This is a genomic window from Bartonella harrusi, assembly GCF_024297065.1.
Classification (GTDB): Bacteria; Pseudomonadota; Alphaproteobacteria; order Rhizobiales; family Rhizobiaceae; genus Bartonella; species Bartonella harrusi.
Genome location: NZ_CP101114.1, coordinates 50600 through 65008, shown reverse-complemented (window position 1 = coordinate 65008; position 14409 = coordinate 50600). Strand labels below are relative to the sequence as shown.

The window sequence follows — 14409 nt, the reverse complement described above, 5'->3', positions numbered from 1 at the left end:
CCGTCTTAAACTGGGGTGTTTTTGGGGTGGTCGATAGTGAAAAATGAGATGAACACGAGAAAAGTGTCTTTGTTTGTTAAATTTGTGCTTCATAATCTTTAAAGTAGGATATCGTTTTGTATGATTAGGGGGATAAAGTGCTTATCGTGGGTTTAGTGTGCTTTTATCGTAAAGACAGATAATAACCTTGGGTATTTTTGGATTATTTTTTTGAAGCGATTAAGATAAGCTGTATGATTTTTCATGATAATTCGCACCTCCCCTTGCGATAAATTTTTTGTTTTTTTATCAAAATGAGTCTTATTTAAGAACATTTATAGGTTCTTAAGAAGAAAAGCAAGAAGAAAATGAATTTAATTATTTTTACATAATGAGTCTTTTCAATTTATGTAACCGTGAAATATCGCTATAATTTTGAAATTTATCGCTTTATTGCATATGCTATAGGATTATAGAGAGGTTTTTGTTTTATCATTTTTTGAAGCTCATTTTGGTCAAAATGAGTCTTATTAACAATTATGGCGACTCTGCACCTTATGATTTGTGCAGCTTTGTACAAAGAAAATAATAAAATAGGATTTTTGTTTTTTGACCGTATCCCCCAATGGATATTTTCTACCAAAGACATTATAAAATGCATGCCTTTAAATTGTGATCGGATAACGTATTCTACCCGTTTTGCTTAGAGAGATTACTTTATATTTCTAAAATTTTTATTAAAGTGCTTCATATTTCTCACTAAAATCATTCCCATAAAAATTATTCCTATAGAATACATTGTTATGGAGTTTTCTATATACTACTCTATCATTTTCTATGAAAAATATTGCTTTATCTATCATATAAATTTTCGCCCTTGCCTTATAAGACAAGGGCGAAAATTTGGTTAAATTGTCGTTTTTTGTATTATCTGGTGTTATTTTAACTTCAGAGTTATTCCACCACCAACTCCCCAATGACCTCCGGCACTGGTTGCTGATAGATTAGAACGAATCTTGCCATCTTCAGAGGTATAACCCGCACCAAAAGCAAATGCAGATTGACCACGCCATAGACCACCACCAAATGAAACACTTAAAGATCCTGGATCGTCGAAGTAACGTAAGTTAGAGACTGCCAAACCAATAGCCGCTGCTTGTCTTGCCTCTTTGCGAACATCCTCAACAGCATAACTTAACGCCTCAAACTTCATATCTGTATAGGCATTTGCTTTGTTAACACTATCATTGACAAGATTACCCACTTTCTCATCCGTATATTCCTTCGCACTCTTAAGAACCATCTTCATCTGATCCTCAGTGTAATCATGCAACTGACCACCAGTTACTGCTTGCTTAGAGCCTGTTGCAATCTCGCCATCCGCTACTTCTATTATAACTGGGTCACTCTCATCACCACCTACTAAACTCCTACCTCCTAAATTCATTTCTGGATCACTTTGCGCTTCTAAAAGTTCAATATCACTTTCATCGTCTACATCATCTAGAGAACGAGTGAGTCTTTCCATAGGTAGCATTCTACTCATAAAAGGAAAGCCCTCTGAAATAAGACCGTTTCCATTTTCATCTTCAGATTCTTTGTCTTTTGTTGTACCACCACTAGGGTTATTTTTTATCTCACTAATCTGATTATTCAAAGTTTTGACAGCACTATTAACACCAGCAAATGCATCCGCAACACTACTATAGTTGTTATTAATCTCATTACCATCCTTATCAAGGGTTATAACTGTAAAACTAGGAGCTGTCCATTTGCCATGTTTATCATATCCAGCATTACCGCCAAAATAATTTGCAAATGCTTGAGACATCCAATACATTTGGACACCATTTACTGCGTCAGTCGATGTTGGTGTCAGGTCACCACCCTTAATACCAGTAAGAACTCGTGGGGCACCACTACTGTTTGCAATATCTATTCTATCGCCACCTTTGCTGCCACCAATCGTAATAAGCCCAGCGCTATTTTGCTTAATAAAATTGCTACCTGTCACACCTTCGATCTTTTTATCAATATTTGCAAAGGAATTGCTTACACCAGAAAGTGCATCTGCAACATTCGTATAGTGCTGTTCAACTCCATAACCATTATCATCAAAGATCTTCATTGTAAAAGTAGGAGCTGTCCAGTTGCCATTTTCATCATATCCAGCATCACCACTGAAATAGTTAGCAACGGCATTGGTTATCGAATAAAATTGAGAACCATTTATCGCATCCGTTGATGTTGCTGTAATCGAACCAGCACCAACACCTGAAAGAACCCGTTCTGCATTACCAAAACTTGCAATACTTATCTTCGTTCCATTTACTTTTCCACCAATGGTAATAAGTCCTGTATCATCCTGCTTAATAAGACCATCACCTGTCGCATTAACAACCATATTTTCAATCTTTTTATCGATATTCGTAAAGGAACTGCTTACACCAGAAAGTGCATCTGCAACATTTGTATAATGCTGTTCAACTCCATTACCATTCTGATCAACGACTTTAACTGTAAAATTAGGAGCACTCCAGTTACCATTTTTATATTCAGCATTACCGCCAAAATAGCTAGCAACGACATTGCTCATGGAATAAAGTTGAGCACCATTTATCGCATCCGTTGATGTTGCTGTAATCGAACCAGCACCAACACCTGAAAGAATCCGTGCTGTATTATCGATGTTTGCAATACTTACCTTCGTTCCATTTACTTTTCCACCAATGCTAATAAGTCCTGTATCATCCTGCTTAACAAGACCATCACCTGTCACATTAGCAGCCATATTTTCAATCTTTTTATCAACATTCGTGAAAGAATTACTTACACCATTAAAGGCATCCGCAATATTCGTATAGTCCCTTTTAACTCTCTTACCATCCTTATTAAAGACTTTAACTGTAAAAGTAGGAGCTTTCCAGTTACCATTTGCATCATATCCAGCATTATCATCAAAATAGCCAGCAACTAAATTGCTTATCGAATAAATTTGAGCACCATTTATCGCATCCGTTGATGTTTTTGTAATCGAACCAGCACCAACACCTGAAAGAGTCCGCAACGCATTATCAATGTTTGCAATACTTACCTTCGTTCCATTTGTTTTTCCACCAATGGTAATAAGTCCTGTCGCATCTTGCTTAATAAGATCATTACCCGCTACGTTGGTCACTACATTTTCAATCCTTTTATCAATATTCGTAAAAGAACTGCTTACACCAGCAAGTGCATCCGCGACATTACCATATGTTGCTTTCGTCTCATTACCATTCTGATCAACGCCTTTAACTGTAAAAGTAGGAGCTTTCCAGTTGCCATTTGTATATTCAGCATTACCGCCAAAATAGCTAGCAACGACATTACCCATGGAATAAAATTGAGAACCATTTATCACATCCGTTGATGTTGCTGTAATTGAACCAGCACCAACACCTGAAAGAATCCGTTCTGCATTACCAACATTTGCGATACTTATCTTCGTTCCATTTACTTTTCCACCAATGGTAATAAGTCCTGTACCATCTTGCTTAATAAGACCATTGCCCGCCACACTGGTCACTACATTTTCAATCCTTTTATCAATATTTGTAAAAGAACTACTTACGCCAGTAAATGCATCCGCGACATTACCATATGTTGCTTTCGTCACATTCCCATTTTCATCAAAGACTTTAACCGTAAAAGTAGGAGGCACCCATCCTCCATTGCAATCATAATCATTGAATTCAGCATCACCACCAAAAAACTTTGCGACATGTGTTCCCAAAGTATAAAGCTGGGAACCATTGATTGCCTGATCTGATGTTGGACTAACTATACCATTATGAACACCAATAAGAAGCCGCGATTGACGAGCAGCATTTGCAAAGTCTACTATAGAACCCCCTTTTTGCGCAGCAACTGTAATAACCGCTCCAGCCCCTACTTTAACAAGATCATTACCCGCCATATTGGTCATTACATAGTTAATCTTTTTATCAAGATTTACAAAAGAACTACTTACGCCAGTAAGTGCATCCGCAACATTACTATACTTTTTCTTAGTCCCATTACCATTCTGATCAACAACATTAACCGTAAAACTAGGTGGCATCCAAACGCCATGTTCATTATATCCACCATTACGACCATCACTACCAAAAGTAGCTGCAACCATGTTACCCAATGTGTAAAGCTGAGAACCATTGATTGCTTGTTTTGATGCCATACTAATCACACCATCAGCAAGAGCATCAATAAGTCGCGGTTGCCCATCTTTATTCATAAGAGTTATTATAGTGCCCCCTTTTTTCGCAGCAACTGTAATAATCCCTCCTGGCCCTGTTCTAACAAGATCTTCACAAGCAGAAACAGGAGAAGCATTTGATAAAAAAACAGCTACTGAAACCAATGAAACCGTTTTCATAAAAGGTAATCGATAAGGCGAAAAAGAACTTTTAAAATCACTCATCGCCGCTGTTTGCTTTGTGGTATATATTTTTTTCATAACAAATTCTCCAATTAAGAAAAACATATTAAAAACATTAAAAAGACACATTCTGATGTTAGTGATAACAGAATATTTTTTTACAAAAATTAGGGTTGCCATAATGGGAAAAGGGACTATTTAAGGGATTAAATGGTTTGCATTAATCGATAATCCGGTTCATAAAGTTTTCGTTTTTTTCCGTTTAAGGGGGAACTTTTTGAAGAAGGGCTCTTTGATTTGTGACTGAAAAGAAATGGGAAAGAAAGAGGACATCTTTGTGCACCGTTATTAAGTGTAGTAGTTAGGATGCAATAAGGTGTTTATTGCAATAGAGAGTTCAGTTGTTTGCTAAATAATTTAGGGGTTTGTGTGCTAGGTTGTTGTGTCTTTTTTGTAAAAACAAGCGGAACACATTTGAGTTTTAGGCTTGCGCCCGTTGATGTGTTCTGAGACAAAATAATAGCAGTTTTGTGATTTTTTCATAACCCACTTCCCCCGCTTTGCAAAAACGTCTTTTATTGAAACTTAAAAACTCGTTTAATCCTATAACCTCTTAAAAAGAAAAGCAAGAGAAAAATTAACTTAATTTTAATATCTTTAAACAATTCTTCATTTTTATTCATGAATGAGTGCCAAATTCATAAAATCATTGTTCGCTCTGTAGGCTTTGTAGAGAAATATTGATGTATGGTTATCTTTTTTAGATGCCCTCATTTCGATTACAATGTGTTTTACTTAATCATTGTTGCTACTACATACAAATAATAATAAATAGATTCGTAAAAACAGGATTTTTAAATTATATTCTCTAATAAATATTTTTATTAATGCGGTTATAAAACGTACACTTTTAATGCTGTGTGATTATGCATATTATTCATTTATATGAAAATATTTTTGGCATTTGTAAATTGTAATGAAAATACTTCCATTTAAATAAAAACAGGTTCACTAAGATTGTTACAGAAGATACGCTGTTATGAACCTTATAGTGCACTACTCTATAACTTTCTGTATAAAATATTACTTCTCTAAATATAAAATTTTCGCCTTTGTCCGCTAAGACAAAGGCGAATGTATTTTTTACTGTTAGTTAAGCGTTATCCTCAATCCAGCACCTACGCCCCAATGACCTCCAGCACTCGTCGCAGATACATTAGAACGGATTTTTCCATCTTCAGAGGTATAACCAGCACCAAAAGCAATCGCAGACTGACTATGCCATAAACCGCTACCAAATGAAATGCTTAGCTTTCCAGGTGTCTCATCGTAACTTAAGTTAGAGACCGCCAAACCAATAGCCGCTGCTTGCCTTGCCTCTTTGCGAACATCCTCAACAGCATAACTTAACGTTTCAAACTTCATATCTGTATAGGACTTTGCTTCATTAACACCATTATTGACAAAACTGCTCACTTGCTCATCAGTATATTTCTTCGCATCATCAAGAACTATCTTCATCTGATCCTTAGTGTAATCATGTAACTGACCACCAGTTACTGCTTGCTTAGAGCCTGTTTCAATCTTGCCATCCGCTACATTATCTATCAAAACGGGATCACTCTCATTTCCACCTACTAACGTAATGCTATTGGTCTTTTTACCATTATCATCTTTGTCATAGTTAACTGCTCCATCCGTAACCGCAGTTGCAATATCTTGCACATGTTTATCAATCGTATCTACCCTGTTCTCAACCTTCGTAACCCTATCATTCGTTTCCCATAACTGACCTCCATTCACAGCATCTTGCGAACCTTCTTTTATCTCTCCATTCGCTACATTGGTAATATGAGACGCTTCACCATTATGACTTGCGTCATACGCTCCTTGCTCCTCATTCCAATGCAAACTATTCTTATCTATATTATCAGAAACATCCTTAATACGGTCGTTGATATGCGTCATACTCTCACTGACAGCTTCAAAGGCACCAGCTACATCATGGCTCTCCTTTGTCGAGAAACTCCCATCAGAAGAAAATTGTGCAACATTGAAACTAGGTGCCGTCCACACACCATTCTCATACTTCGCTCCTCCACCAAAATATTGAGCAAGGGTCGTATGCAGAGAATAAAGCTGATTACCTGTGATCGCTTCCGTGGATCCCGCAGAAATATCACCATCTAAAAGGGACTTCAGTTTGCTCTTGCTTCTTTTCTCTTCTTTTCCATGAAGCGCTACAAAGGCACTCTCTTCATCACTCCACAACAACGCATTCTGCTCAAGATGATCAGAATTGTCAGAAAGATCATTATGAAGCTTCTTGAAGGAACTGCTTACACCCGCAAAGGCAGAGACAATATCTGGATAGCTCTGTTCTTTTGAACTGCCATCATCATTAAAGGTCAAAACTTTGAAACTTGGTGCTGTCCATTTACCATCTTCAAACTGAGCATCACCACCAAAATAGGTCGCTAATGTCTTATTCAATGAATAAAGCTGATTACCCGCTACAGCATCCGTGGAGTTGGCAGAAATCTCTCCATTAGCAAGGAACTTAATCTTACTGTTAGTCTTTTTGCCTGCTTCACCATGCGTTGCGATAAACGCATTATCAGATTTGCTCCATAACAACGCATCACCTTGAACATTGGCAATTTCATTATTCATTTGTTTTGTGATCTCTTCTTTAACATGCGTGATAGTATTATTCACATTTGCAAATGAACTACCTACGCCGGCAAAGGCTGTTGCTACATCATGATAGGTTTCATCAGAAACCTTGCCTTCTTCTTTGAAACTCTTAACCGTGAATGTAGGAGCAGCCCATGCGCCGTTATCGTACTTAGCATTACCACCAAAAAACTTTGCAATATCGCCACCCAAAGCATAAAGCTGTGAGCCATTCACCGCATCCGTTGAATCTTCCACAATGTTACCATCAGCAAGAGAGGTGATCTTACTATTCGTTTTTGCATCATCTTTTCCATGCTGCGCAACAAAGGCATTCTCTTCATCACTCCACAACAATGCATTCTGCTTAATATTTTCAGTAACTGCCGTATTACTTTGAGTAAACTCTTTTTGAAGATTCTCAAAAGAGCTCCCTACACCAGCAAACGCATCCGCTACACTCTCATAGCCATGTTCTTTAACTTCAGTGCCGTCCTTATCGACAATCTTAACCTTGAAATTAGGCTTGTCCCATTTACCATTCTCGTATTTAGCTCCACCGCCAAAATAGGTCGCAACCATATCGCCCATTGAATAAAGCTGGGAACCAGTGATCGCATCCGTGGATTTTTCTGAAACTTCTCCACCCTGCAAACCTGAGAGTATACGTTGCTTACTGTCCTTAGAAGCTATGCTGATGGAAGCAGCATCAACATCCTTACCAATCGTGATATAGCCAGCTTTCCCTTTTTCTGAAGTTTCTCCTTTATGATACTCTATAAGAAGTGCTCCATCTTCACTGCCTCCTGAAAGCTTCCCATAAAGATCGCTAAGGGAACTATCCACACCTGCAAATGCTGAACCTACATCATTATAGGTTGCCTCTTCCATCTTGCCTTTCGCATTAACCTTAGATACTTTATAAGTGGGCATTTTGCCTTCAAGAACATTCGCTTCACCTCCTAAATATTTCGATACGTTATCTTCTGCTGCAAAAAGCTGCGAACCGTTGACTGCATCACTGGAAGTTGCTGAAACATCACCATTCTGAAGAAATTTAATTTTGCTGTTGGTCTTTTTATCTCCCTCTCCATGAAGCGCTACAAAGGCATTGTCAGACTTGCTCCACGATAAAGAATCCTGTGCAACTCCCTCAGAAACTTCCTTAATACGCTTGTTCACATTCTTGATATTCGTATCAAGACCTACAAAGGCTGAGCCTACATCGTTAAAGGAGCTATCTTTCTCTTTACCATCAGCATCAACACTTGATAACTTATATGTTGGTTCGGTAAAAGCACCATGACTAAATTTTGCATTTCCACCTAAGAACTTTGCTACATCTTGATTTATTGTATCAATCTGACCACCATTCACTGCATCATGTGAGCCTGTAGAAATTAGTCCATCGGCAACATTATGGAGAGCAACTGGTTTACTATCCCCACCTTTTCCAAAAGTTATACTATTATAATCAGTATCACCATTTTTATTTTTATCATAAAGTACTACAGCGGAATCTTCAGATTGAAGTGTATTAGAAAGTTTCTTTAAACTTTCATCAAGCTGTTCTTTATTGACAGCTTCATTAGCTTGTGTTGCCGCTTTCAAACCAGAAAGGGTTCTATCCTTACCTTCCTGATCGGCAATAGTAACTTTATTACCGTGTTTTTCTGCACCAATTTTTATTAGTTGACTCTTGTCATCCCACTTAACAAGGCTCTCACCTTCAACTTTGGTAATTTCCTTATTAATCTGGTTGGTAATTTCCTTTTTAACATTCGTGATAGAAGCACCAACACCTTCAAAAGCTTCTGCTACACTCTTATAATTCTTATCTTCAGTGGTACCATCATTATTAGGCATTTTAAGTTTAAATGTTGGAGCAGTCCATTGACCATTCTCATACTTAGCATTACCACCTAAATAAGCTGCAAGTGCATTGCCCACTGAATACAGCTGTGAACCTGTTACTGCATCCACAGAGTCAGACGCAATATTGCCATCTGAAAGATGCGTAATCTTGCTATTGGTTTTTGCTTCTCCCTCGCCATGCGTTGCAACAAAGGCATTATCTTTTGTACTCCAGTTCAAAGAATCTTGCGCAACACTTTGAGAAACTTCTTTAATACGTTTATTGACATTATCAATATTTGTATTAAGTCCTGTGAAAGCTGAGCCAACATCAGAGAAAGTCTTGGCTGTTATCTCACCCTTTTCATTAATATTCGACAAATTATAAGTTGTTCCTGTAAAAGAACCATCTTTAAAGGATGTATTACCACCCAAGAGTTGGGCAATCTCATTGCCAACTGTATTAATCTGGCCACCCGTAATTGCATCATGAGAATCTTTTTCAATTTTCCCATCAGCAACATTATGCAAGGCAACTGAGGCTTTATCTTTACCACCTAAAGTCACACTCGCATAATTAACAGTACCATTTTTATCACCTTTATCATAGTGAACAACTGCTGATTCATCAGACTGAAGAGCATCAGAAAGATTCTTTAGGCCTTCATCAAACTGTGTTTTATTAACAGCTTCATCACCTTTTACTGCCGCCTTAACACCACTAATGGTTCGTTTATTACCGTCCTTATTCAAAATACTGATTTCAGTACCATTTTCTTTCGCACCAATGGTAATTTTACCTGTTTTTTCATCATGCTGTACAAGGTTGTTTTCTGTAACATTCGTAATCTGTGTATTAATGTTTTGAACAGCTTCTTTAATTTGTGTTTGAACGTCCTTAGCTACTTTTTCTACGTGCGTGTTGACATTCTTTATATTCGTATCAAGTCCCTCAAAAGCTGAACCGACATCATTGTAAGAAGCGCTGTTGATTTTACCATCGGCTGTAATAGAAGATAAATTATAGGTTGGTTCTTTACCTTGAAGCACATTTGCTTCACCTCCCAAGTATTTTGCGATATTCTTATCAAGAGAAGATATATCACTGTTCGCTTTTGTTATATCAGTAGTGTTCTTCGTAATCTTACTATTAGCTTCTTTAATATCATTTATATTTTGGGTTACATTAGTGTTCGTTGTAAAAAGCTGTGAACCTGTTACCGCATCACCGGAATCTGCTGAGAGTGCACCATCTTTTATACCAGTAAGCGTACGCTTTTCTTCATCCTTATTGGCAATATTGATTTCACTACCTGCTTCTTTCGCACCAATAGTAAGACGATGCGTTGTTTTGTCTTGTTGAACAAAACTTTCGCTTTCCACTTTGTTCACTACATTATTAACCTGTTCCGTCAATGTCTTCTGAACATTCGTAATTTCATTCTTAACATTATTGAATGAATTACCTACACCCGTGAAGGCAGCTGCGACATCTTTATAGGTAGAATCAGAAACATTGCCATCATTTTGGACAGTCTTCACTGTGAATTTGGGAGCGGTCCAACTTCCATCCTTATATTCAGCACCACCACCTAAATAAGTTGCAAGAGCATTGCCCACAGAATAAAGCTGTGAACCATTTATAGCATCTGTTGAATCTTTGGAAATATCCCCATTCTGAAGAAATGTAATCTTGCTGTTTTCTGGTGTCGCTGTAGCTTCACTTTTTTCTTTTTTCTTCTTTTCATGACGCGCTACAAAGGCTTGCGCTTCATCACTCCACAACAGTGCATTTTTATCAACCTTTTGCCCTATCTCGTTATGAATATTCGTGACAGAATTATTCACCTCGGTAATCTTATTATTAATATCTTTAACAGAATCATTGACCTTGGTAATATCATTCTTAACATCCGTGAAAGTACTATCCACACCCGCAAATGCACTAGCAACATCATGATATATTTTTTTCTGAACTGTGTAGGTTGGTGCTTTGCTTTTAAGAACATCAGCATCACCACCTAAATATTGCGATATATTACCATCGAGAGAGGATATATTATTGTTTGCTTCTGTTATATCAGTAGTGTTCTTCGTAATCTTACTATTAGCTTCTTTAATATCATTTATATTTTGGGTTACATTAGTGTTCGTTGTAAAAAGCTGTGAACCTGTTACCGCATCACCGGAATCTGCTGAGAGTGCACCATCTTTTATACCAGTAAGCGTACGCTTTTCTTCATCCTTATTGGCAATATTGATTTTATCACCACCAGTGTCCTTACCAATCGTGATATGCTGGGTCTTGGCATCTTGTTTTACAAAACTATTAGCTACTACTTGTTGTTCAACCTCTTTTTTTACTTTATTCAACTGAGAAAAATTTACAGCATCTGTATTATCGCTACCTTCTGCAACTCCTGTTATCTTTCTACTGTCAGCATCAATACCATGAGTGGTTATTTTCGGACCACCGGTAATCACTAAACCAGTTGCATCTAAGGTGGTATTTCCTGTTTTTACACTCTCCAGCGTAAGATCTTTCGCTAGATCAAATTTTACCTTATTGTCTTTCTCTCCTTTTGTAAGCGTAATATTTGTACTTCCAGCTGCTAAATCCATTGGATTGGTTGAATTAACATTCGTTTTATTTTTACCATTAACAGAAAGATCCCAACTTGGGGTTATAGAGTCTTGTAGAGCTTTTAACTGCGCAACATTGACCGCATCGGTATCTTCAGTTCCAGCAGCAACACCTACAATCTGTCTGGTTTTTCCTTTCTTAGCATCACCAATGCTGAGTGCACCAAGACCGCCTATCCATGTATTATCCTGCCTATTTGCGTTTTCTCTAATACTAGGATCGTAACCTGAAACACCAGCGGCAACATCAGCTATGGAATTAGAACCCAAAGCAATACCATCATAAACTGATGCTGTTGCATTTTCACCTAAGGCAATTGCACCGAATGACCCTAAATCTTTAGTCTGATCCTTTACAGATGCACCATGGCCAAAAGCAATCGCGCCTTTGGATAATTCACTAATGCTAGCTTTGCTACCAATAGCAATTGAATTTTCTGCAGCAGCTATAGCATCTGCAAAATCTTTACCAGTGGTGTTAATTTTTAAACCTTTTATAGCTACTGCCTCTTGTACTGCTTTTAACTGCGCAACATTTACAGCATCGGTATCTGCAGTTCCGGTTGCCACATCTGTAATTTTTTTATTTCCAGCTGAGATGCCATCCTTCGTTACCTTTGGGCCATCAGTAACTATAAGACCTGTGGCATCTAGAACACTTGCCCCTAATTTTATGCTATCAAGCGTAAGATCCTTCGCTAGATCAAATGTGACTTTATTGCCTTTTTCTCCTTTTGCAATTTTGAAATTTTTACTTCCAGCAGAAAGATCTATCGTATTTTCTGAGTTTAAGCTAACGCTCGTGGAATTTTCACCGTCAATAGTGAAGTTCCAACCTCCTACTACCATTTCTCTTAATTCTTTTAACTGCGCAACATTGACCGCATCGGTATCTTCAGTTCCAGCAGCAAGACCTACAAGCTGTCGTGTAGCCCAAGGCTTACCTTTATCAAACACACCAATACTCATTGCACCAAATTCACCAGATTTCCATGTGACATCTTCTAATGTTGAATTTGCGCCAAGTTTAGGGCTATAACCTACAATTTTACCTGCAATTATAGCAAAACTATTACTACCTAAAGCAATACCACCTTTAACCACTGCTTTTGCAAAAGGACCAATAGCCACTCCACGTTCAGCATCTTCTTGAATGCTAGCACTTGTCCCTATAGCTATTGACAATATTGCTTTTGTTTCTGCAGCGTTCCAGAACTTAGAAGTATCATCAGGGAGTGTAGTCTCCTGCCCTATCGCAATACTTCCCGGTCTTGGAGCTTTTGCTTTAGAGCCTAATGTAATTCCTGTTTCACCCACCCTTGCACTAAAGGGCGTAAAGCCTCTTGCCATTGGTTGATTCAAGTCAGGCATAGAGAAACTTCTCGAAAGAGCTCTTTTATTGACAGTATTTGCTCCTAGAGTTTCATCCTCTGCTGATATGTCTCCATTCAATGCCGAGGGATCACTCTCTAATGCCGAAACCTGCCTAAGGTCAGGTAGAGAGAAGCTTCTTAATCGAGGACTTTGCTTAACATTATTTTCTGCTAGAGTTTCAGTGTGTGCCGATACATCCACTCTCAACGCTGCTGGGTTGCTCTCCAACGCTGAGACCAACACTGGCTGCATCGTAGATACAGCAAATCTTGAAAATGGCTCTCCTCCACTAACATGACTTTCAGTCACATTAATGGGTGATGTTGTGGGATCATTATTTGCTGCTATGGATGCTGTTTCAACAGTATGAGGCTTTCCATCTGAAGAATTCCCTGCTACCCCAGCGCTTACTGGAAATATATTCGATAAAAATACAACCATTCCAGCCAATGAAAGCGTTCTTACAAAAGGCCGCTGATCAGACAAACGAGAATAACTTAAATTACTCGCGGCTCGTGTGGGATAGAATTTTTTCATAACAAATTCTCCAATGAAAAAATAAAAACATAAAAAAGACACATTTCTGCATTAGATGTTGTGGAGAGTGTCTGATTGTGATTTAATGTTGTTTTACGTGTGCTTTTTATAATGCGCTTTACAAAAAAATTGAGAAACATATTAATGGGCTTTGTAAATGACATATTTAGATTCTCGTAAGGGGTGTGGGTGGTGTTTTTAAATGTACATTTTAAGTGGTAGAAAGGTTTTCTTTAGGTGGATTAATTTGCTTGATAAAACGTTTTGATTTGGTACCGTCAATCTATTTTGCTTACTGTTAAATTTTTCTTTGTTAAGATTGTGTGCCTTAATAATCAGTAAACTGAGATGTTATAAGTTTTGATATGAACAGAGCTTTCTGAGAGTCTTTCTCTCGTAATGTTTTTTGTTAACAATAACAATGAAGCTGTATTTTGGTTTTGTGCTGTTTCTTTTTTTAGATTAATCACATTTACCCCGCTTTGTTATATCTCGATTTATCAATAGAGATCTCTTCAATTGAGATCTCTATTGAACAAAATGATTCTTACTAATGCACCTTTTGTAGATCTATAAAACCTCTATTATAATAGCAAGAAAAAAGTAAATCTTTTCTTAATAAAGTTATTCTTTAATCTATAGTGTGTTATTTTTTCAACAGATTAATAATACTCCTATGGAACAGCGAAGTTTATAGCTGATTTAAGTGTTATACTGATTTATGTTTCAATAAATATTGTTTTATCTATAAAACTTACAAACTTCCCTAACAAAATCAGAGTGTTTAAGAATTTCATTAAACTATTTGGTTTTCAGAATCGATTCAATACTTTATGAGATACTGCACACAAATTCTGCAACTCTCCCGATCCTAAAGATAAATTGAAATGCCAAAATTTTAGAAAAAAAGCTACCACTTTGAAACGTATACC

1 protein-coding gene and 2 pseudogenes are annotated in these 14409 nt (G+C 37.4%); all 3 read right to left on the bottom strand.

Annotated features, from left to right (window positions below):
• Nucleotides 1–916 precede the first annotated feature (916 nt).
• Nucleotides 917–1408, bottom strand: a pseudogene (locus tag NMK50_RS10680) (YadA-like family protein); the annotation flags it as partial.
• A gap of 375 nt (nt 1409–1783) precedes the next feature.
• Nucleotides 1784–4249: pseudogene (locus tag NMK50_RS00355) on the bottom strand (hypothetical protein); the annotation flags it as partial.
• Nucleotides 4250–5542: 1293 nt separating this feature from the next.
• Nucleotides 5543–13477: a Vomp family autotransporter gene (locus tag NMK50_RS00350; RefSeq protein ID WP_254770434.1), complete on the bottom strand. Its 7935-nt coding sequence runs from the start codon at nt 13475–13477 to the stop codon at nt 5543–5545.
• Between the last annotated feature and the right edge of the window lie 932 nt (nt 13478–14409).